At 58.2% G+C, this 21,232-nt stretch carries 20 protein-coding genes; 19 read left to right on the plus strand and 1 reads right to left on the minus strand.

The window, feature by feature from the left end; all coding sequences use genetic code 11:
- Positions 1 to 8: 8 nt before the first annotated feature.
- A complete protein-coding gene (gene map, locus EY643_RS03715) occupies positions 9 to 779 on the minus strand; it encodes a type I methionyl aminopeptidase (RefSeq protein ID WP_152660929.1) in 771 nt (256 codons plus the stop codon).
- Positions 780 to 1,099: 320 nt separating this feature from the next.
- Here map and rpsB point away from each other — a divergent pair, with 320 nt between their 5' ends.
- The 19 genes from rpsB (at position 1,100) to EY643_RS03810 (ending at position 21,215) form a co-directional block, all read left to right on the plus strand.
- Entirely contained in the window at positions 1,100 to 1,912 is an 813-nt protein-coding gene (gene rpsB / locus EY643_RS03720) for a 30S ribosomal protein S2 (protein ID WP_152660930.1), read from the plus strand.
- 121 nt (positions 1,913 to 2,033) lie between these two features.
- Positions 2,034 to 2,891, plus strand: a complete 858-nt coding sequence (tsf, locus tag EY643_RS03725; protein ID WP_152660931.1) for a translation elongation factor Ts — start codon at positions 2,034 to 2,036, stop codon at positions 2,889 to 2,891.
- Positions 2,892 to 3,032: 141 nt separating this feature from the next.
- A complete protein-coding gene (locus EY643_RS03730) occupies positions 3,033 to 3,833 on the plus strand; it encodes a hypothetical protein (RefSeq protein WP_240732812.1) in 801 nt (266 codons plus the stop codon).
- A 171-nt stretch (positions 3,834 to 4,004) separates the two neighbouring features.
- Positions 4,005 to 5,528, plus strand: a complete 1,524-nt coding sequence (locus tag EY643_RS03735; RefSeq protein WP_152660932.1) for a fumarate hydratase — start codon at positions 4,005 to 4,007, stop codon at positions 5,526 to 5,528.
- A 10-nt stretch (positions 5,529 to 5,538) separates the two neighbouring features.
- On the plus strand, positions 5,539 to 6,981 hold the full coding sequence (sbcB, locus tag EY643_RS03740) for an exodeoxyribonuclease I (protein WP_152660933.1): 1,443 nt from the start codon (positions 5,539 to 5,541) through the stop codon (positions 6,979 to 6,981).
- Between the two features lie 86 nt (positions 6,982 to 7,067).
- Complete coding sequence (locus EY643_RS03745; RefSeq protein WP_153240894.1) at positions 7,068 to 8,081, plus strand: aspartate carbamoyltransferase; 1,014 nt, start codon at positions 7,068 to 7,070, stop codon at positions 8,079 to 8,081.
- The gene (locus EY643_RS03750) at positions 8,081 to 8,698 is read left to right on the plus strand and encodes an NUDIX domain-containing protein (RefSeq protein ID WP_152660934.1); all 618 of its coding nucleotides are present in this window, start codon (positions 8,081 to 8,083) and stop codon (positions 8,696 to 8,698) included. The genes EY643_RS03745 and EY643_RS03750 overlap by 1 nt, the downstream gene beginning before the upstream one ends.
- A gap of 9 nt (positions 8,699 to 8,707) precedes the next feature.
- A complete protein-coding gene (gene murJ / locus EY643_RS03755) occupies positions 8,708 to 10,306 on the plus strand; it encodes a murein biosynthesis integral membrane protein MurJ (RefSeq protein ID WP_276612698.1) in 1,599 nt (532 codons plus the stop codon).
- 82 nt (positions 10,307 to 10,388) lie between these two features.
- Positions 10,389 to 11,327, plus strand: a complete 939-nt coding sequence (gene ribF, locus EY643_RS03760) for a bifunctional riboflavin kinase/FAD synthetase (protein ID WP_152660935.1) — start codon at positions 10,389 to 10,391, stop codon at positions 11,325 to 11,327.
- A 10-nt stretch (positions 11,328 to 11,337) separates the two neighbouring features.
- Positions 11,338 to 14,142 (plus strand): isoleucine--tRNA ligase, encoded by a 2,805-nt coding sequence (ileS, locus tag EY643_RS03765; RefSeq protein ID WP_152660936.1) that lies wholly within the window; start codon positions 11,338 to 11,340, stop codon positions 14,140 to 14,142.
- Positions 14,120 to 14,620, plus strand: coding sequence for a signal peptidase II (gene lspA, locus EY643_RS03770; protein WP_240732813.1), 501 nt, complete (start codon positions 14,120 to 14,122; stop codon positions 14,618 to 14,620). The genes ileS and lspA overlap by 23 nt, the downstream gene beginning before the upstream one ends.
- Before the next feature lie 35 nt (positions 14,621 to 14,655).
- Positions 14,656 to 15,111 (plus strand): FKBP-type peptidyl-prolyl cis-trans isomerase, encoded by a 456-nt coding sequence (locus tag EY643_RS03775; RefSeq protein WP_152660938.1) that lies wholly within the window; start codon positions 14,656 to 14,658, stop codon positions 15,109 to 15,111.
- A complete protein-coding gene (gene ispH, locus EY643_RS03780) occupies positions 15,111 to 16,061 on the plus strand; it encodes a 4-hydroxy-3-methylbut-2-enyl diphosphate reductase (RefSeq protein ID WP_152660939.1) in 951 nt (316 codons plus the stop codon). The genes EY643_RS03775 and ispH overlap by 1 nt, the downstream gene beginning before the upstream one ends.
- 93 nt (positions 16,062 to 16,154) lie before the next feature.
- A complete protein-coding gene (locus tag EY643_RS03785) occupies positions 16,155 to 16,691 on the plus strand; it encodes a GspH/FimT family pseudopilin (protein ID WP_170287270.1) in 537 nt (178 codons plus the stop codon).
- Complete coding sequence (locus tag EY643_RS03790) at positions 16,688 to 17,107, plus strand: type IV pilus modification PilV family protein (RefSeq protein ID WP_152660941.1); 420 nt, start codon at positions 16,688 to 16,690, stop codon at positions 17,105 to 17,107. The genes EY643_RS03785 and EY643_RS03790 overlap by 4 nt, the downstream gene beginning before the upstream one ends.
- Entirely contained in the window at positions 17,107 to 18,006 is a 900-nt protein-coding gene (locus tag EY643_RS03795) for a PilW family protein (protein ID WP_152660942.1), read from the plus strand. Before EY643_RS03790 ends, EY643_RS03795 begins: the two co-directional genes overlap by 1 nt.
- Complete coding sequence (locus EY643_RS03800) at positions 17,990 to 18,481, plus strand: hypothetical protein (protein ID WP_170287271.1); 492 nt, start codon at positions 17,990 to 17,992, stop codon at positions 18,479 to 18,481. The genes EY643_RS03795 and EY643_RS03800 overlap by 17 nt, the downstream gene beginning before the upstream one ends.
- A complete protein-coding gene (locus EY643_RS03805) occupies positions 18,481 to 20,781 on the plus strand; it encodes a pilus assembly protein (protein WP_152660944.1) in 2,301 nt (766 codons plus the stop codon). Before EY643_RS03800 ends, EY643_RS03805 begins: the two co-directional genes overlap by 1 nt.
- On the plus strand, positions 20,778 to 21,215 hold the full coding sequence (locus EY643_RS03810) for a type IV pilin protein (RefSeq protein ID WP_153240896.1): 438 nt from the start codon (positions 20,778 to 20,780) through the stop codon (positions 21,213 to 21,215). The genes EY643_RS03805 and EY643_RS03810 overlap by 4 nt, the downstream gene beginning before the upstream one ends.
- Positions 21,216 to 21,232: the final 17 nt, after the last annotated feature.

Below are 21,232 nucleotides of genomic sequence, written 5' to 3' on the forward strand. Positions count from 1 at the left end.
TGTGATCCTTAGAGGTTTTCATTGCTGCGGCGGGTGAAAATCTCGCAACCGTCGGCGGTGACGCCAAGGGTGTGCTCCCACTGGGCCGAGAGACGACCGTCTTTTGTGGTGACGGTCCAGCCATCTTTCTGGTTAAGGCGGGTTTGGCGCTTGCCGGCATTGATCATCGGTTCGATGGTGAAGGTCATGCCCTCTTCGAGGGTTAGACCTGCGCCTTTGCGGCCATAATGCAGCACCTGAGGGTCTTCGTGAAAGACTTTGCCGATGCCGTGGCCGCAGTATTCGCGCACAACAGAGTAGTAGTTCTTCTCAGCATGGGCCTGGATAACAGCGCCGATATCGCCAAGGGTGGTGCCGGGGCGCACGATGTCTAGCGCCTTGTACAGGCACTCCTGGGTGACCTGGATAAGGCGGCTCGCGTGCTGTGCAACATCACCCACTTCTACCATGATGCTGGTGTCGCCGTGGTATTCATCCTTGATGACGGTGACGTCGATATTGACGATATCGCCATTCTTCAGCTTCTTGGAGTCAGACGGGATGCCATGGCAAACCACATCGTTGACCGAAGTGCAGATAGATTTCGGGAAGCCGTGGTAATTGAGCGGCGCTGGGATCGCGCCCGCGGCCAGAATATAGTCGTGGCAGATGCGATCCAGCTCACCGGTGGTGATGCCTACCTGTACATGCGGCTGGATCATTTCCAGCACTTCGGCCGCCAGAGCGCCGGCGGCGCGCATTTTTTCCAGCTCGGCCGCAGTCTTGATGCTTACGGTCATTTCCAACCCATTGAAATATATGAAAAATATTGTTCCGGCGAACGCATTGCGATTGCCGGAGGAGGCACATTCTACATGAATCGACCCCGCAAAAGGTAACACCCAATGAATTTGGGGGTATTTAGCGCTTTATCCGCCCACCCCGCTGTGGTATAAAGCGCGCCTCATTTCTCCGGTGCGACCAGATTTTGGCCGTGCCTGGAGTGGTGAGAACACAATGACACACACATATCGGCACCTGTTCCAGGGTGCTCCCGGCGCGAGCGGGGAGTTTGGAACCGGGATATGTGGAGGCCTAACCCAATACAAAGGTATTTATTATGTCGCAAGTAAGCATGCGCGACCTGCTGCAGGCAGGCGCTCACTTTGGTCACCAGACCCGTTACTGGAATCCTAAGATGGACCAGTACATCTTTGGTGCCCGCAACAAGATTCACATCATTAACCTCGAGCACACCGTTCCGGCTTTTAACGAAGCCCTGACTCTGGTGAAAAACCTCGCTGGGAACAAAAACAAGATCCTGTTCGTTGGCACCAAGCGCGCTGCCGGCAAGATCATGAAAGAGCAGGCGTCACGCGCCGGAATGCCCTACGTCAGCCACCGCTGGCTGGGTGGGATGCTCACCAACTACAAAACAATCCGTGCTTCCATCAAGCGCCTGCGTGACCTCGAAGCCCAGCAGGGCGACGGCACGTTCGACCGCCTGACCAAGAAAGAAGCCCTGATGCGCACCCGCGATATGGAGAAGCTTGAGCGCTCCATCGGTGGTATCAAAGACATGGGCGGCCTGCCCGACGCACTGTTTGTTATCGACGTTGATCACGAGCGTATCGCGATCACTGAAGCCAACAAACTGGGCATCCCCGTTATCGGCATTGTGGACACTAACTCCAATCCCGATGGCGTTGACTACGTGATCCCCGGCAACGACGATGCGATCCGCGCGATCAAGTTGTACGTCACTGCTGTAGCGGACGCGTGTCTGCTGGGCAAGGCAGAGTCTGGCGAAGCGATTCCCAATAAGGATGAGTTCGTCGAAGAAGCTGCCGCTGCTGTAGAAGCGCCAGCAGCTGCCGAAGCTCCCGCAGCCGCGGAAGCGCCTGCCGAAGTGGCAGAAACTGCCGCTGAGTAAGTGATAAAACCCGGCGCTACAGTAACTGTAACGCCGGGAACCTAGAATTGCCCCCGGCGCATCGCTGCCGGGGTTTTTATTTTCAGATCCGATCACCCGGGATTGCATAGGAGGACAACTAATGTCAGCAAAACTGGTTAAAGAACTGCGTGAACGCACTGGCCTGGGCCTGCTGGAGTGCAAAAAAGCGCTCGCGGCTGCCGACGGTGACGTCGACAAGGCAATTGAAGAAATGCGTAAGTCCAGCGGCATGAAAGCAGCCAAGAAAGCTGGCCGTACCGCTGCAGACGGTGTTGTAGTCACTCGTCTGGCTGAAGACGGTAGCTACGGCCTGCTGCTTGAAGTGAACTCCGAAACCGACTTTGTCGCTCGTGATGACAACTTCCTTGGTTTCGTAAACAGCGTTGCTGACGCAGCATTTGCTGCCAAGCAGACAGACGTCGCTGCCCTGATGGCGGGCGATCTGGAAAGCGCTCGTGAAGCACTGGTCCAGAAAATCGGTGAGAATATCGGTGTTCGTCGCATAGAGCTGGTAACCGCTGACGCTGGCGTTATCGGCTCCTATGTTCACGGCAACAGCCGCATCGCGGTTCTGGTTGAGCTGAAAGGCGGTGACCAGGACCTGGCCAAAGACGTGGCCATGCATGTCGCTGCAGTTAACCCCCAGGTTGTATCCCCATCGGATATGCCCGAAGAGTTGGTTGCCAAAGAGAAAGAAATCTACACCGCCCAGGCTGCGGAATCTGGCAAGCCGCCCGAAATCATCGAGAAGATGATCGGTGGACGTGTGAAGAAGTTCCTGGCCGAAAACTCGCTGGTGGAACAGGCTTTTGTTAAGGACCCAGACGTAACAGTAGGCAAGCTGGTCTCGGCTGCTGGCGCTGAGGTTGCTTCCTTTGTCCGCTTTGAAGTGGGCGAAGGCATCGAAGTCGAGAAAATTGACTTCGCTGACGAGGTTGCCGCCCAGCTTAACGGCTAAGCGAATAACCACCGCGTGGTTGGAAAAGGGAGCTTCGGCTCCCTTTTCTTTTTTCTGGACCTGCCAAATCTTGCGGAATTTGTTTCGCCGCTCCGGGTCATATGTATAATCTGCAAAAATATACGACGTGTTAGTGCCCTGATGTCCAGAGACGATATAGACCATATTCCCTCCATTGTTCCTTCACGCGACAGCGATCAGACCGTGGTGCGTCCGACACCCGGTGTAACTCGCGGTGGTTCTTCTGGCGGTGGCAGCAGGGGAGGCGGTAGCAAAGGTGGTGGCAAGAAGGGCGGCAAGGCGCCTGCCCAATCTGGCGGTGGCGGTCTTCTTGGCAAACTGGTGGCTTTAGTGGCGCTGGTAGTCGCGGCGGTCGCTTGCGCCTGGGCCTGGCAGTTGCAAGAGCAGTTGCGTCAGGCGGAATACGCCGTGGCGGGCCACGAAACCCGGATATCCGACCTTGAAGCCAGACTGTCCGATACCGACGAGGGCATGAGCCAGAATGCCGCAGCACAGGCGGTCAAGCTGCGCGAGCTCGATACCGAGGTGCGCAAGCTCTGGGACAACGTCTGGAAGAAATCCAAAGAGCGTCTGGGTAAGCTGGAAGCCACGACCAAGCAGCAGACCAGCAAAATTGCCGCTAATGAAAAGGCGATCTCCTCAACATCGTCCAAGGTCAATAGTGCGACGGCTGATCTGGCCAAGCTGAAGACCGTTTCGGGCGATTTGAGTCGCCTGATGAGCAGTGCCAAGTCGAACCAGGCAGACGTGGAGCGAGTGGCCGACACTCTCAACCGTATCAATTTGGACATGGCCAAGCTGAACCGTCAGGTGGCTGCCAACGAGGAGGCTGTGCGAGCGACAGATGCCTTCCGCCGTCAGGTGAATGCCTCCATCGCCGAGCTTGAAAGCTCCATTCGGATTCTTCAAGCCGCACCTTAGGGGGCGGCTTCGCTCGGCTTGTCCACTCCCCGGTTGGGATAAGGATTGCTGAACGGACGCAAGTTCCTTTCGGCTAGCCCCATGTGACTACAAAGGGAGGGCTTCATAGGCCCTTCGATCGGTGTACAATGACGCCGCCCGAAACAACCTCCATACCGAAGGACTCCCGCCATGACCGTGATTCGTCAGGACGATTTCATCGACAGCGTTGCCGATGCGCTCCAGTTTATTTCCTACTACCACCCCAAGGACTTCATCGACGCAGTGCATGAGGCGTGGCAGAAGGAGCAGAATCCGGCCGCCAAGGACGCCATGGCGCAGATTCTGATCAACTCCCGTATGTGCGCCGAGGGCAAACGTCCGATCTGTCAGGACACTGGCATCGTGACCGTGTTTCTGAAGATCGGTATGAATGTGCAGTGGGATGCCGAAATGTCTGTGGCCGATATGGTCAATGAAGGGGTTCGCCGGGCTTACCTGCATCCGGACAACGTGCTGCGCGCGTCTATTCTCGAAGACCCTGCTGGCGCTCGCAAGAACACCAAGGACAACACTCCTGCCGTGATTCACATGGAAGTCATCGAAGGTGACACGGTGGATGTTCAGGTAGCTGCCAAGGGCGGCGGTTCCGAGAATAAATCCAAGATGGCCATGCTCAATCCCTCTGACTCCATCGTCGACTGGGTAGTGAAGACTGTACCTACCATGGGCGCGGGATGGTGTCCGCCCGGGATGCTGGGTATCGGCATTGGCGGTACCGCTGAGAAAGCGGCCGTGATGGCCAAGGAGTCCCTCATGGAGTCCATCGATATTCACGAATTGCGCGAGCGGGGTCCCTCCAACCGGGCCGAGGAGCTGCGCCTCGAAATCATGGAGAAGGTGAACAAGCTGGGCATTGGTGCCCAGGGTCTTGGCGGTCTTACCACCGTCATGGATGTGAAGATCAAGGACTACCCGACCCATGCGGCGTCCCTGCCCGTATGTATGATTCCCAATTGTGCCGCCACTCGCCACGCCCACTTCGAACTGGATGGATCGGGACCTGCGCTGCAGGCCGCCCCCAACCTGGATGACTGGCCGGTCGTGGCCCAGGAAACGGGCGATAACGTGCACAAGATAAATCTCGATACTGTCACTCGTGAAGAGGCCAGCAAGTGGCAGCCGGGCGACGTGCTGTTGCTGTCCGGCAAAATGTTCACCGGCCGGGATGCTGCGCACAAGAAGATGAGGGAGCTAATCGAATCAGGCGAGGGTTTGCCCCCCGAGGTGGACCTCAAAGGTCGCTTCATCTACTACGTGGGGCCGGTCGATCCGGTCCGGGACGAAGTGGTTGGCCCCGCAGGCCCCACCACATCGACACGCATGGACAAGTTTACTGACTACGTCCTCGAGCACACGGGTCTGCTGGGCATGATCGGCAAAGCCGAGCGCGGTCCCACTGGCGTTGAGGCGATCAAGAAGCACAAAGCGGTGTACCTCATGGCTGTAGGCGGTGCCGCTTACCTCGTGTCCAAGGCGATCACATCGGCCAAGGTCGTGGCCTTCCCTGAGCTGGGAATGGAAGCGATTTACGAATTCGAAGTAAAGGATATGCCGGTGAGTGTGGCTGTTGATATGGAAGGGACATCGGTGCATGAAGTAGGCCCGAAGATCTGGCAGGCAAAGATCGAGGAAGAAGCGATCGAAGTGATTTAGGCGCCTCTCTGTGACGACCTTCTACTGGCACGATTACGAGACTTTCGGGGCGGATCCTTCGCGCGACCGCGCGGTGCAGTTTGCCGGTCTGCGCACCGACGCAGAGCTCAACCCGATTGGCGAGCCGCTGGTGATTTTCAGCCGCCCCGCCGATGATTTTTTGCCTCAACCCCAGGCCTGTCTGGTAACTGGTATTACGCCCCAGCAAGCCAAAGCTGAAGGGATGCCAGAGGCGGAGTTTATTCAGCGTATTCACGCTGAGCTGGCCGAGCCGGGTACCTGCGGTGTTGGCTACAACAGTATTCGATTCGATGATGAAGTTTCGCGCTACACGCTGTATCGCAATTTCTACGACCCATATGCCCGCGAATGGCAGAATGGGAATTCTCGTTGGGACATTATCGATATGGTGCGGGCCTGCTACGCCCTGCGTCCGGAGGGCATCAACTGGCCAGAGCGGGAAGACGGCTTGCCCAGTTTTCGCCTGGAAGATCTCACTGCTGCCAACGGGATTTCCCACGAGGACGCACACGATGCGCTCTCCGACGTGCATGCCACCATTGCCGTTGCGCGCCTCATCAGGGACAAGCAGCCGCGGCTGTTCGATTACGTGATGCAAAACCGCGACAAGCGCTCAGCGGGGGCCATGCTTGATATCGAGGCGATGAAGCCGGTGTTACATGTGTCAGGTATGTTTGGTGCCGCGCGGCACAACATTGCCCTGATCGTGCCGCTGGCGATGCACCCCAGTAATAAAAATGAAGTGATTTGCTTCGACCTCATGGCCGATCCGGCTGCACTGGATCACACGCCCGCAGAGATTGCCTCGCTGCTGTTTGCGCGCAAAGACGATTTGCCTGAGGGTGTTGAACGCCCCGGCCTCAAGTCGGTACACCTCAATAAGTGTCCAATTCTGGTTACCGCGAAAATGGCCGATACAGCGACTGCAGAGCGGGTCGGAATCAGCGGTGATACCTGCAGGGCACACCTGTCTGCCCTGCGTGAGATGCGAGCCGGGAGTGGCTCGGAATTTACCGCGAAACTGCAGGCTATCTACGCCGGGCGTAAATTCGACGAGATCACAGACCCGGATCGCATGCTCTACAGCGGCGGCTTCTTCTCTGAGCCCGATAAACGGCTGATGGACCAGATTCGCAGCGCCACGCCCGAGGAACTGGCGGACACGAGTTTCTCGTTCGTGGACGGCCGCCTGGCAGAAATGCTGTTTCGTTACCGCGCGCGCAATTATCCGGAGAGCCTTTCCACAGAAGAGCGCGCTCACTGGGAAGAATATCGCTTCGCCCGGCTGACTGAGCCAGATGCGGGGGCCAGCATCTGTATGGAGGAGTACCAGGAAACCATCGCTGCGCTGGTGGAGTCCGGTGAACTCACCCTGCCACAATGTGAGTTGATGGAGCAGCTGCTCGAGTACAGCGACAGCCTGTTAGCCTGAACTCAATCCTGTGAAAAGTAGCGCGACTTGAGTCGTGCCCACAATTTATACTCCCTGTGATTCAGATTTGCCCGAGGAGAGGGATGGTGGATTTCGCGGGAAGTAGCATATTGTCGATTCAGCAGTTCACGCGGGCTGACGTAGAGCGTGTGTTCTCGGTAGCCGACATGATGGAACCCTACGCTCACCGGCGCAAACGCACCAAGGTTCTCGACGGCGCTATCCTGGGGAATATGTTTTTTGAGCCCAGTACGCGAACCCGGGTCAGTTTTGGCAGCGCCTTTAACCTGCTGGGTGGCGAGGTGCGGGAGACTACCGGCTTTGAGTCCTCGGCGCTGGCCAAGGGCGAATCCCTGTACGACACCGCCCGGGTTCTCAGTGGCTATTCCGACGTGATTGTGATGCGCCACCCAGAGGAGGGCTCGGTTGCAGAATTCGCAGGTGCCAGTCGGGTGCCGGTGCTCAATGGCGGCGACGGTTCCAATGAACATCCCAGCCAGGCGCTGCTCGACCTCTACACCATTCAGAGTGAAATGGCAGGCCGCGGTCGCGGGATTGATAAGCTGCGCATCGCCATGGTCGGCGATCTCCGATATGGGCGCACGGTGCATTCCCTGTGCAAGTTACTGCGGCTCTTCGACAACGTCCACGTTACCCTGGTGTCGCCCTCTGAGTTGGGCATGCCGGGAGAAATCGTCGAGCAGATGCGCAGTGCCGGTGTGGATGTGCTGGAGTCCGAACAACTGGAGAGCGGCATTGCCGCGGTAGATATCGTCTACTCGACCCGCATCCAGGAAGAGCGTTTCAGCACCCAGGAGGAGGCCGATATGTACCGCGGCCGCTTCCGTCTCAACCAGAGTGTGTATACCGCCAACTGCGAACCCAATACTGTGATCATGCATCCCCTGCCGCGCGACTCCCGTGAGATGGCACGTGAATTGGATGATGACCTGAACGACAACCCAAATCTGGCCATCTTCCGCCAGACCGATAATGGCGTGCTGGTGCGCATGGCCTTGTTCGCGCTGGTGCTCGACGTGGTCGATCAGGTGGATGCCCACGCCAGTGATGTGGCCTGGTATACCGCGGGCCGTTTCTGATGCCTCTAAAGCTGACCTATGGCGCAGACGATGTGCGGGTATTGGCACAGGAGACAGCTTTTCAGGGCTATTTCCAGGTTCGCCGTGTCACCTTGCAGTACAGGGCGTTTGGCGGTGGCTGGGTGGAGCCGCAGGTGCGCGAGATATTCGAGCGCGGCGATGCGGTGGGCGTGTTGCCCTACGACCCCATCAACGATTCAGTAGTGCTGATCGAGCAGTTTCGCCCCGGTGCTATCCGCGGTGACAACAGCCCGTGGATGCTGGAGTTGATAGCGGGCATTGTCGAGCCTGGCGAAGAAGATACCGATGTTGTCCATCGCGAGGCGATGGAAGAAGCAGGCTGCGAATTGAGCAGGCTCGAGCCGATTGCCACTGTGCTGCCCAGTGCCGGCGCCTGCACCGAGCAGGTGCGCCTGTTCTGTGGCCGGGTAACAACAGCTGCCGTCGGCGGCGTGCGTGGTTTGCCGGAGGAGGGCGAGAATATCCTCGTTCATTCGGTGCCGGTGGCAGAAGCTTTCGATCTCCTCGAGCGCGATGCAATGCCCAATGGGCACACGCTCATATCCCTGCTGTGGTTGCGCAATAATATCGATTCCCTGCGAGAGCGCTGGGGCTGATGGTCTCTCGTGACTGATTCTTCCGTGACTGACAAGTCTGAGCAAAAGCGTCCCGGCCTGCTCCGGTCCTCGGCGCTCGTCGGCGCGATGACCATGCTGTCACGCATACTGGGGCTGGTACGCGATGTTGTTATCGCTGCGTTTGTTGGTGCCAGCGCCAACGCTGACGCCTTCTTCGTCGCGTTCAAAATACCCAATTTCCTGCGCCGCCTGTTCGCCGAGGGCGCGTTCTCGCAGGCGTTTGTTCCTGTTTTGGCCGACTATAAAGAGCAGGGCGCGCAACGGGCGGTGCAAGACCTGATCAACCGGGTAGCGGGTGCCCTCGGCGGCGCTCTGCTGCTGGTGACTGCGATTGCTGTGCTGGCGGCGCCTGTAGTGGCGGCGCTCTTCGCTCCAGGTTTTGTGAGCCAGCCCTACAAGTACCAGCTCACCAGCGACATGATCAGGATTACCTTCCCCTATCTGCTGCTGATTTCCATGACGGGGTTCTGCGGTGCCATTCTCAATAGCTATGGCCGATTCGCCGTGCCAGCGTTTACGCCGGTCTTTCTTAATCTGTCGCTGATTTTTGCCGCAACGGTAGCTTCGCCCTGGTTTGCGGAACCTGTCTTCGCCCTGGCCTGGGCGGTGTTCTTTGCAGGCATTATCCAGCTGCTGTTCCAGTTGCCCTCCCTGTACCGTCTCGACCTGGTGCCGCGGCCGGTTTTCGATCTCAAACACGAGGGCGTGAGGCGGATTATGAAACTCATGGTGCCCGCCTTGTTCGGAGTGTCGGTGAGCCAGATAAACCTGCTGTTAGACACTGTGTTGGCGTCCTTTCTGCCGACAGGCAGTGTCTCTTGGCTCTACTATTCCGATCGCCTGGCGGAACTGCCTCTCGGTGTGTTCGGTATCGCCATCGCCACCGTTATTTTGCCCAACCTCTCAGCGCACCGGGCGGCCGACCGTGAACAGGAGTTCGCCACCACCCTGGACTGGGCAACGCGCTGGATACTTCTTATTGGCGTGCCCGCGGCTATCGCCCTGATCCTGCTGGCGAAGCCCATCCTGATTACTTTGTTCCAGTACGGGGAGCTCACGCCCTCGGATATCGACATGGCCTCCCTGTCGCTGCGAGCCTACAGCCTGGGCCTGGTAGCCTTCATGTTGATCAAGGTGTTGGCCCCGGGCTTCTATGCGCGCAAGGACACTGCCACCCCGGTGAAAATCGGCATCATTGCCATGGCGGCCAATATGGTCCTGAATCTGGCGTTCGTGCTCCCGCTGCTCTGGTATTTCAACGTTGGCCATGTGGGTCTGGCCCTCGCTACCAGTGCTTCCGCTTGGTTGAATGCCGGGCTGTTGTTGCGCGGGCTGCGCCGCGACGGGGTCTTTGTTTTCCAGCCGGGCTGGGCTGCCTACTCCCGGCGCTTGGTCGTCGCGACGCTGGCGATGGCAGTAGCAGTTTCCTGGCTTGTCGGCCCTGCCGAGCAATGGCTCGCCTGGGGCTGGCAGGCCCGATCGCTGCAGATCGCCATCGTCTGTGGCGCTGGTATTGCTGCCTACATAGCGACGCATTTGCTACTTGGGACCCGCCTGCGCCATCTCAGAGCCCCCGGAGCCGTGTGAACGCGGGCAAATTGCACGTTTCGGCGGCAGGGTCGTTTCGCTATAATTGCGCGTTGGATTTCACCGGGTATACCAGTTTCCCATGGAGTTGATACGCGGCCTGCACAATCTGCGGCCCAGACACCGCGGTTGTGTGGCGACTATTGGCGCTTTCGACGGCGTGCATCTGGGGCATCAGGCTGTGCTTAGCCATTTGCAGAGCAAGGCAACGGAGCTGGGCTTACCCTCCACTGTCATCGTGTTTGAACCGTTGCCGCGGGAATACTTTTCCCCCATTCAGGCACCGGCCAGACTCATGAGTTTTCGGGAGAAATCCCAGGCCATGGAACGGCTGGGAGTGGATCGCCTGTTGCGGATACGGTTCAACGATCAATTGCGAGCGATGAGCGCCCAGCAATTTGTCGAGCAGGTGTTTGTGGCCGGGCTGGCGGTGAAATATGTGGTGCTGGGGGATGATTTCCGCTTTGGCAACGACCGCCAGGGCGATGTGCAGTACATCCAGCAACAAGGCGAGATTCATGGCTATGACGCCGGCCCCACGCCCACCAGGGAGTGGGACGGCAGCCGGGTGAGCAGTACCCGCATCCGCGAGGCACTGGAGAACGCCGATTTTGAGCGCGCCGAAGATATGTTGGGCCGGCCCTATTCAATTGCCGGCAAGGTGATCTACGGTCGCCAGTTGGGTGCCACTATCGGAACGCCGACGGCGAACCTGGAGCTGCGTCGTCTGCGTGCGCCGCTGGCCGGTGTGTATGCAGTCGAGGTCAGTGGAGCCGGCCTTGAGGCCGCCCGGGGTGTGGCCAATGTAGGTGTGCGTCCCACTGTGGATGACAGCATCAAGGCGAACCTTGAAGTTCACCTGCTTGACCGCCAGATACATCTCTATGGCCAGCACATAGAAGTAACGTTCCGGCACAAACTGCGGGACGAAAAAAAGTTCGGCTCTCTCGAAGAGCTCAAAGCAAACATCGCCAGAGATATAGCGAGTACCAGGGTCTGGTTCGATAATCGTCCGGCCTGAGAAAGAAAATATGACTGACTACAAAGCAACCTTGAACCTGCCAAAAACGGCATTTCCGATGAAAGCCAGCCTGGCTCAGCGCGAACCTGCGAGGCTGAAGCAATGGGCCGAGCAAGACATCTACGGCAAGATTCGCGAGGCCGCAGCGGGCCGGCCAAAGTTTGTGCTTCACGATGGGCCTCCCTATGCCAACGGTGACCTGCACCTGGGGCACTCGGTCAACAAGATTCTCAAGGACATCATCGTCAAGTCGCGCAGTCTGGACGGCTTCGACGCACCTTACGTGCCCGGCTGGGACTGCCACGGGCTTCCCATCGAACTCAATGTCGAAAAGAAAGTGGGCAAGCCCGGCGTCAAGGTGAGCCCGGCTGAGTTCCGGCAAAAGTGTCGCGACTATGCCGCTCGCCAGGTCGATGGCCAGCGCGAGACCTTCATCCGCATGGGGGTATTCGGTGATTGGGCTGACCCCTACCTCACCATGAATTTTCAAACAGAGGCCGATATTGTGCGCGCTCTGGGGCGTATCGTTGACAACGGCCACCTGCTCAAGGGCTTCAAGCCGGTGCACTGGTGTACCGACTGTGGTTCTGCCCTGGCAGAAGCGGAGGTGGAGTACGCTGACAAGCACTCGCCGGCTATCGATGTAGCCTATTCAGCGGTGGATCCTGCGGCATTCAATGCGGCTTTTGGCAGTGACTACAGTGGCGATATCGCCGTCGTGATCTGGACTACCACGCCCTGGACCTTGCCGGCTAGCATGGCAGTGAGCCTGCATCCAGAGCTGGACTATGTGCTGGTGCAGGCCGAGGGGCGTGCATTGGTGCTGGCCGAGGAGCTCGTCGCTAGCTGTGCTGAGCGCTATGGCCTGGAAAGTGTTGAGATTCTTGGCCGTTGCAAGGGTGCCGCACTCGATCGTCAATTGCTGCAACACCCCTACCTGGATCGCCAGTTGCCGGTCATTCTCGGTGAACATGTGACCACCGAAGCCGGTACCGGCGCGGTTCACACTGCGCCTGCCCACGGTGCCGACGACTTTGTGGTTGGCAAACGCTACGACCTGGAAGTTTACAATCCCGTTGGCGGCAATGGTGTCTATCTTGAGGGCACAGAACTTTTCGCCGGCCAGCATGTGATGAAAGCCAACCCGGCGATTGTCGACTTGTTGAAAGAGCGCGGTGCGCTGATCCACTTCGAGCAGTATGAGCACTCCTATCCGCACTGCTGGAGGCACAAGACTCCCATCATCTTCCGCGCGACACCGCAGTGGTTTGTGAGCATGAGTCAGGCGGGCCTGCGCGACAAGGCGTTGGCCGAGATAGGCAAAGTGACCTGGCTCCCGGAGTGGGGTGAGGCGCGAATCAACGGAATGGTATCCGGTGCGCCCGACTGGTGTATTTCCCGGCAGCGTACCTGGGGTGTGCCCATTACCCTGTTTATCAACAAGCAGACAGGCGACTTACACCCGCGCACTGCCGAGTTGATCGAGCAAGTGGCGCTGAAGATGGAAGAGCAGGGTATTGATGCCTGGTTTGAATCAGACGCGGCAGACTTCCTTGGTGACGAAGCCGATGACTACGACAAAGTGACCGATACGCTGGACGTATGGTTCGATTCCGGTGTGACGCATATCAGCGTGCTGGATCGTCGTCCCGAGTTACACAAGCCGGCCGATCTCTACCTCGAGGGTTCGGATCAGCACCGCGGTTGGTTCCAGTCCTCGCTGGTGACCGGTACCGCGATCGACGGTGCCGCTCCCTATAAAAGTGTCCTCACACACGGCTTCACGGTGGATCCCGAAGGCCGCAAGATGTCGAAGTCGCTGGGAAATATTATTGCACCGAAAACGGTGATGAACGACCTTGGGGCGGATGTTCTGCGCCTGTGGGTGGCTGCGACTGATTACCGCGGCGAGCTCACTGTGAGCGATGAAATCTTCAAACGCACTGCGGACGCCTACCGACGTATTCGCAATACCGCGCGTTTCCTGCTCTCCAATCTGAATGGCTTTGAGCCGGCTACAGATTCCGTACCCTTCGACGAGATGCTGTCGTTGGACCGCTGGGCAATAGACCGCACCGCGAGCCTGCAAGCTGAGCTGGCTGAAGATTTTGCGGGCTATCATTTCCACCAGATCTACCAGAAGCTGCACAATTTCTGCGCTGGAGACCTGGGTGGCTTCTACCTCGATGTTATCAAGGACCGTCAGTACACGACCCGCGCCGACAGTTTGGCACGTCGCTCAGCACAGACTGCCATGTACCACATCGGTGAGGCCTTGGTGCGCTGGATCGCGCCAATATTGAGCTTCACCGCCGAGGAGATCTGGGAGAACCTGCCCGGCGAGCGCGGCGATTCGGTATTTTTCGAAACCTGGTACGAAGGGCTTTCGGTGCTGGCGGATGACCAGCCCATGGGGCGTGAGTACTGGCGCCAGATGGTTGCTGTTCGGGCCGCAGTGAACAAGGAGATGGAGGCGCGCCGTGCCGACGGCGAATTGCGCGGTTCCCTTGACGCCAACGTCACACTGTACGCGGATGAAACGCTCTCCGCGCAACTGGCTGAGCTTGGTGATGAATTGCGTTTCGTGCTTATCTCATCAGGCGCAGCCATTGAACCTCTGGCTAACGCGCCGGAGGGGGCAGCCTTTGCAGAGCTTGAAGGTCTGCGTATTCTTGTTGAGGTATCAACGGCCGAGAAGTGCGAGCGTTGCTGGCACCGCCGCGAAGATGTTGGCAGCATTGAAGCGCATCCGACGCTCTGCGGCCGTTGTGTGGAAAATGTGGATGGTGAAGGTGAGCAGCGCAGCTTTGCGTAACGGCGTAGGGGCCTGGCCCTGGTATGTGCTGGCGCTTGTTGTTGTGGCCCTGGATCAATACACCAAGGGTCTTGCTAGCAGCCAGCTGCAGTATGGTCGGCCGGTTGAGGTGTTCTCCTGGTTTAACCTGACTTTGCAGCACAACACGGGCGCTGCGTTCAGTTTTCTCAGTGAAGCCGGCGGCTGGCAGCGCTGGTTCTTCACTGTTCTCGCACTGGTTATCAGTAGCATTCTGGCAGCCTGGTTGTTTGTCGCCGAGCGCGGGCAGTGGTTGCTGGCTTTGAGCCTGGCCCTGATTCTCGGTGGTGCTATCGGCAACGTCTGGGACCGCATTGTGCTGGGTTATGTGGTGGACTTTGTTTCGGTCCATTACGGTGGCTGGTATTTTCCGGCCTTTAATATTGCTGACGCCGGCATTTCAGTGGGTGCTGTCTGCATGTTGCTGGACAGTTTTTTAGCCAGTAAAAAACCATCGTAGGCGCGGCTGTGGTCGCGGTTGAGTAGAATATCGATATGAGTGAGATCAACGTTCCGGTCAGTGAGAGTACCCGCGTGTACCTCAATTTTTCGGTGAGCCTGGAAGACGGCTCTGAGGTCGATACCAACTTTGGCGGCGACCCCGTGGAATTTGCTGTGGGTGACGGTAGCCTGCTGGCAGGCTTTGAACGCCGTCTATTTGGCATGACAGCTGGCGAACGCAAAATGTTCACAGTGCCACCGGAAGATGCGTTTGGCCAACCCAATGAAAATAATGTTCAGCGCATGAAGCGCGAGCAGTTTGAAGACGATATAGATCTCGAAATTGGTCTCGTATTTTCGTTTGCTGACGCTGGTGGTAGCGAACTGCCCGGTATGGTTATCGCATTCGATGATGCAGAAGTTACCGTGGACTTTAATCACCCTCTGGCAGGTCGGACTATACTGTTTGATGTACACATTCACCGGGTGGAACCGGCGGAGCTACACTGATGGAAATCCAGCTGGCCAACCCGCGCGGATTTTGCGCGGGGGTCGATCGGGCGATTGATATCGTTAATCGCGCTCTGGAAGTTTTTGGCGCGCCAATCTATGTTCGCCACGAGGTGGTTCATAACAAATTTGTCGTAGACGACCTGCGTGATCGCGGTGCTGTTTTTGTCGACGAACTCGATGAAGTGCCTGATGACAGCATAGTAATATTCAGTGCCCATGGCGTTTCCCAGGCCGTGCGTACCGAGGCAGATCGCCGCAAGCTCCAGGTCTTCGACGCCACTTGCCCCCTGGTGACCAAGGTGCATATGGAGGTGGCGCGCTTTAGTCGTGAGGGGCGTGAATGCGTACTCATAGGTCACGAAGGGCATCCCGAAGTCGTGGGTACTATGGGGCAGTACGACCATACGGCTGGCGGCGAGATCTACCTGGTAGAAGATGAGGCGCAGGCAGCAGAGCTGCAAGTCCGTGTGGCCGCCCGGCTTTCCTATGTCACCCAGACCACCTTGTCGATGGACGATACCGCAAGGGTGATCGATGCCCTGCGCGAGCGCTTTCCTGAGATCGAGGGGCCGCGTAAAAACGATATCTGTTACGCCACCCAGAACCGGCAGGACGCGGTAAAGGATCTTGGCGCAGGTTGTGACCTGATGCTGGTAGTCGGGTCGCCAAATTCTTCCAATTCCAACCGTTTGCGCGAGCTCGCGGAACGCATGGGGGCCGAGGCCCATCTACTGGACCGCGCGGTGGATATCGATCCGGCATGGTTGGACGGAAAAACCCGCATCGGCGTGACCGCTGGCGCCTCAGCGCCAGAGATCCTGGTGCAGGAAGTCATCGAGCGTCTCAAGGTGCTGGGTGCCGACGCACCGATAGAAGTGCAGGGTATTCCCGAAAACATCACTTTCTCCCTTCCCAAAGAACTGCGAATCGACGCGGTAAATATCTAGCAAAAGCGATAGCGGTCATTATCGGCCGGATCCAGCCAAACCCTCGAATTCCCTTCTCACTTGGTCCATCTTGGTGCCAACGGGAGGTGCGATGTGAAAAGGAATTCACAGCGAGGCCAATGTGGCTTCACTCTGATAGAGCTGTTGGTCAGCCTTGTGTTGGCAGCGATCGTGTTAGCGGTCGCTGTGCCTTCGATGGGTATGGTAACCGCGCGTTACCAGATGCGCAGCGCAGCGCTCCAATTGCATTCCGCTTTGGAAACTGCGCGAACCGAAGCTGTTATTAGGGGCGAGCCAGTGGAGCTTTGCCCGCGTGCCCCTGAGCCGGGAAAGTGCGGGGTGGATTACCGCCAGGGCTGGATAGTCCGCACCATCATCGATGAATTGCCAGAGCTACTGCGAGATTCAGGCCCACTGCCGCCGGGCTTTTCAGTGAGCAATCGGCTGTCTACCTATGCTCTGACGAATCCTGTCTTCTACCGAGCGGATGGTAGCACCGAGCGAAATCTTACGTTTCAACTTTGTGCGCAAGATGCAGTGGGCGCAGATGCCTTCGCCGTCGTTCTAACGATTGCTGGTCGCAGCCGTGTGGCCCGGGGCGAAGGGTTCTGCCCGGGAGAGCGCGCGTGAAAAGAGAGTGGATCGAAGTTCCTCTAAAGGATCAGGTGGCAGGCCTGGAAAAACAGCATGGCGCGGGCTTGCTGGAGGTGACGGTCGCCCTGTTGCTGGTGTCAATCGCCAGCCTTGGCCTCTCCCGGGGACAATTGTTAGCGCGGGAAATGGGCCACGCGGCTCAGCGACATGAGCAGGCGATACAGGTGTTGCAGAGCCTGTTGGAAGTGAAGCGCGCGAATTCTGGTGCACTCAATGCAGACTTACTGCCTGGTGCTTTGAACTGTGTCGATAGCGCCGCCGGTGAAATCAGAATCCGTATTGCGTGGCCGCCAGTGAGCAGCCTGTCAGAGACGAGCTTAGCTTGTGCTGATCCACTGCCAGACGGTTGGTCGCAGTTGCAACTGCAGACGCGAGTGGGGGAGGGTTGGTAGTGGGGCTTGCCGGACGAGCGTGCAGCGGTATTGGGCTCATCGAACTGATGATCAGTCTTGCTCTTGGGGCACTGTTGTCGCTTGGGGTGGCGGGCTTGATCGTAAAGGCCCAGCGCCATTATTGGCACGACGAGCAGCTCGCCCAGCTGCGGGACAATGGACGCTACGCGCTGAATTTGCTGCGGCGAGAGCTCAGCATGGCGGGTTTCTTTGGTTATAGCTTGCCACAGGAACTAGAGGTGGATGTTGAGGCGAGCGATGCGTGTTACGCCCATCTCTTAGGCCCTTTGCCTTCAATTGAACACTATGATGATCTGGATCAGGACGGTGTCAGCGGAGCGCTGGCAGGTGTACCTGAGCCCTGCCGTAGGCAGAACTATTATCAACCTGGCAGCGACGCCCTGCTAATACGCCGGGTACTGGATTCGCCTCTGCGATTGCGCGGAGAAACGCTGAAAACGGCGATGGACACCGCGGTCTATTTGCAGGGTGAAGGAGGCGATGCTCGGCTTGCTGTTGGGCCAGGCTCTGCAGCTATCCTCTGGCGCTACTCCCCTTATCTCTGGTTCGTTCGCAATTACTCGGTTGTCAACGGTGATGGTATTCCAGGCCTGTGTCGATTGCGTCTATCCCCCAATGGCGCTCGTCTTGCACCGGTGGAGTGCCTGGCGGAAGGGGTAGAGATGCTGCAGTTGGAGTTCGCATTGGACACCAACGGAGATATGAAGGCCGATCAATGGACATCACGACCGACGGCTTCGCAGTTGCCACAGGCGCTGCTGGTGCGTATTCGCCTATCGATGCGCAGTGTGCTGCCGCTGTCGTTCTCCGGCGGATACCTCCGGCACAACATGGCAGCCATCGTACTTTTGCGAAATAGCGATGTGTTGCGCAGTTGATTTAGCGCCGGGGCGCGAAACTGGCGCGGTTCTGGTGTTCGCGCTGGTTTTTCTGGGACTACTGGCGCTACTGACTGCGGCGATCAGTGAGAGCAACCTTTTGCAGCTGCGGCTCGCGCATTATCTGGAAGCTCGTATGGTGGCGCGCCAGGCCGCGCTAGGCCGTGTTGAAAGGGTGCTGGAGCAGCACGGGAGACTACCGCCTTCTGGTGTCCCGGGTTCTAGGCATTGTGCTGCCAACAGTTTGCTAGCGGACTGCGCGACCAACACACTCGGCCCGGATGGAGAGGCGCAGGCCTATATTGAGGTATTGGCCCGGGAGAACGACGTTCCACCTCGACTGCGCCAACACATCGCCAGTAGTGCTATTGCCTATGAGTCTGTGCAATATGAAGTGGTCGCAGATGCCCGAGTTAATGCAGCGACCATCCGCGTGCATCAGGGCGTATTGCTGCTCCACCCAAGGGGGCAGTGATGGTTAGAAACATATTTTTGCTGTCGGCGATGCTCCTGTCAGCGACCACCCATTCAGACGATATTGATATTTATCTTCGCGCGCTGCAGCGCAGCGTGACGGCGGAGGTTGTGCTCTATGTGGATTGGCGCAGCGCTGGTGCGGCTGGCTTGGCACAGGATCTTCCAGCGCAGCTGTCGGAGGCGATACGCACGGCTGCAAAACCCGATCACTGGCCGTGGGGGCCGCCGGCAGTCGCAATCACACTGCTGGCGCCCCGGGTTACGCCCTGCTTCGATCCCAATTGTGACGATCCGGATTGGGCGCTATATCCGGTGCCGGACGCGAACGAGGAGGGCGCGCTGGCGGCTCTTGAAGCTGCTATGGGGTCACTGGCTGAGGCAACTGAAATGAGAAGTCTCCAGAGCTACTCCAGAAACGACGTGTCCACTGTAATCGATCGGCTGTATGGAGACAGGACCTCGGACGCAAGCTGTGCCCCGCCTGAACTACTGTATCTCGGTTTTGATGAGACTAGCGAGACAAGGGAGCCTGCTGCGCTAGCTGCGGCAATTGCCACGCATTGGAATGCGGCAGTAGTTGATAGCGCGGGCCTGGGTTTTGTGTCTCTGGCTGGCGTTGGGGCGGGTTTCAGTGAGCGCCTTGGCAAAGCCTATCTACCCTTGTTTGAGCCGGCACCGGCCATGCCCTGGCGAGGCGGCCTGCAACAACTGTCTTCCACTGGAGAGCCTGTCGGGACGCCGCTCAACGCAGCGAACTCTGCTGCTCTGGGAGCGGTGATGCACTCGACTCCAGTGTTTGTAGATTATGGGTTACGTGCCGGATATACCGAAACGGAACCTGACGTACGCCTGTTGTTCGGGGGCAATGATGGTTACCTGCACATGTGGCATATGACGGCCCCAGTCGATGGCAGCATCATGAGCGGTCACGAAGCCTGGGCTGTGATGCCCTCGGCAATAGAGCCTGAGCAGCGCAAGATCTCTGGGCTCGATGCAGTCGCGCGTTTTCCTTACGGACTCGATGGGTCGCCGGTTGTGCATCGATATGATAGCGATCGCGATGGCACGGTCGATCCGGCAGCTGGCGACCGTGTCCTGGTGTTTTTCGGCTTGCGCCGTGGCGGCGCGGAGCTCTATGGTTGGGATATTAGCGAGCCGGATGAGCCGGTGGAGTTATGGCAGTTGTCCCGCTCCTCGCCCGCATTCGAACAGCTTGGGCTGACTTTTTCGACGCCGCAAGTGGTGCAACTGGACCTTGGAGAACCCTCTCTTCGTACTGCACTTTTGTTGGGTGCTGGATATAGCCCCAACAAGGATTTGAGGGCAACGGCCGATATTGTGGGTAATGCCATTTATCTCCTTGATGCAGAGTCAGGTCGTCTACTGTGGCGTGCGAGTGGTCCTGGCAGCAGTGCTCCGTTCGACAGCAGCCTCGCGGCCGAGGAGATGACCCACAGTTTCGCAGCGCCTCCCGCTGTGCTGGACAGCGATGGCGATGGCGCAAGCGATAAAGCATATCTGGCCGATACTGGTGGGCAGATTTGGCGAGTCGACTTACCCCAGGCAGGTCGGGGGTGGACGGGAGACCAGACAGAGCTCATGGCTGCTGCAAGCGCCAGGGTCATCGCGCGACTTGGGGGTAGCGCCGACGCGGACCGACGCTTTTTTCACCGGGTGGATGTGACGCGGGCGAGAGACGATTTCGGCGACTATGACGGCGTGGTTCTGGTATCCGGTAATCGCGCGAACCCACTGGAGACTGTAGTCGCTAACTACGCCTACCTGATTAAGGACCGTGGCTTTCCCGGCATCGTCACGCATTCCCAGTTATCGGACGTCACCGAAATCTGTCGGCGACCCCAAGACGATGGCTGCACTCGTGAAACTTTGGAAAAGGGTTGGGCGCTGTCACTTCAGGGTCTTGGTGAGAAGGGGCTGGCCTCTCCGCTGGTGCGCAGCGGCAAAGTCTATTTCAGTACCTATCTCCCGACTGCCGAGCATCTTGGTCATTGTGACGCTGGTCTGGGCGAGGGCCGGGTCTATATCGTTGATCTCTTGCACGGTGCGCCGGCAGTGCGTGAAACCTATCCCGCGAGGAACTGGGACGATGAAGATGATAAGTTGCTGGAAACACAACGCTACTTTGCTGTCGGCGATGGTATTCCCAGTGCTGTTGTGCCTTATCGCGAAGGACTGATGCTGCCAGGCCCGGGGCCAGATGGTCGGCTCGTACTAGATCCAGGTGGCACCATGCGCTGGCGCGTTCACTGGCGCGAAAGCGGCGTGGATCCGCAATGATGCGTGAATCTGGTTTTTCACTGTTGGAAATGCTGGTGACGCTGGCGTTGGTCGCTATTCTTCTTGCATTGGCCCTGCCCGGGTATCGCGAAGTTCTCATGCGTTCGCACCGTGCGATCGGTAAAGCGGTCTTGCATGAAGTGGCCGCGCGGCAGGAGCGCTTTCTACTGGAGCGCAGGCGCTATGGGCTGACGCTGGCAGAGCTCGGGTTGGCTGATGAGTACTTCGTCGACGGGGGAGCGAACGCGGTAGACGCGGGGAGAGCTGTGTACAAGATCGAGCTTGCCGTAGAGGATGATGAGTATCTGGGGGTCACCGCCTGGCCCTACAATCTGCAAACGCAGGATAGTGACTGTGGTGCGTTTACGCTTGGCCGACGCGGGGAGCGTGGGGTGAGTGGTGCATGGGCGAGTCGGCCACAGCTCTGCTGGTAGTCCAACTGCTGCTGGCT

The sequence above is a fragment of the Halioglobus maricola genome (assembly GCF_009388985.1).
GTDB classification, from domain to species: domain Bacteria; phylum Pseudomonadota; class Gammaproteobacteria; order Pseudomonadales; family Halieaceae; genus Halioglobus; species Halioglobus maricola.

Coding starts and splice junctions, on each gene's coding strand:
- map (WP_152660929.1), bottom strand. CDS start 779: ATGACCGTAAGCATCAAGACTGCGGCCGAGCTGGAAAAAATGCGCGCC.
- rpsB (WP_152660930.1), top strand. CDS start 1,100: ATGTCGCAAGTAAGCATGCGCGACCTGCTGCAGGCAGGCGCTCACTTT.
- tsf (WP_152660931.1), top strand. CDS start 2,034: ATGTCAGCAAAACTGGTTAAAGAACTGCGTGAACGCACTGGCCTGGGC.
- EY643_RS03730 (WP_240732812.1), top strand. CDS start 3,033: ATGTCCAGAGACGATATAGACCATATTCCCTCCATTGTTCCTTCACGC.
- EY643_RS03735 (WP_152660932.1), top strand. CDS start 4,005: ATGACCGTGATTCGTCAGGACGATTTCATCGACAGCGTTGCCGATGCG.
- EY643_RS03750 (WP_152660934.1), top strand. CDS start 8,081: ATGCCTCTAAAGCTGACCTATGGCGCAGACGATGTGCGGGTATTGGCA.
- ribF (WP_152660935.1), top strand. CDS start 10,389: ATGGAGTTGATACGCGGCCTGCACAATCTGCGGCCCAGACACCGCGGT.
- ileS (WP_152660936.1), top strand. CDS start 11,338: ATGACTGACTACAAAGCAACCTTGAACCTGCCAAAAACGGCATTTCCG.
- EY643_RS03775 (WP_152660938.1), top strand. CDS start 14,656: ATGAGTGAGATCAACGTTCCGGTCAGTGAGAGTACCCGCGTGTACCTC.
- ispH (WP_152660939.1), top strand. CDS start 15,111: ATGGAAATCCAGCTGGCCAACCCGCGCGGATTTTGCGCGGGGGTCGAT.
- EY643_RS03800 (WP_170287271.1), top strand. CDS start 17,990: ATGTGTTGCGCAGTTGATTTAGCGCCGGGGCGCGAAACTGGCGCGGTT.
- EY643_RS03805 (WP_152660944.1), top strand. CDS start 18,481: ATGGTTAGAAACATATTTTTGCTGTCGGCGATGCTCCTGTCAGCGACC.
- EY643_RS03810 (WP_153240896.1), top strand. CDS start 20,778: ATGATGCGTGAATCTGGTTTTTCACTGTTGGAAATGCTGGTGACGCTG.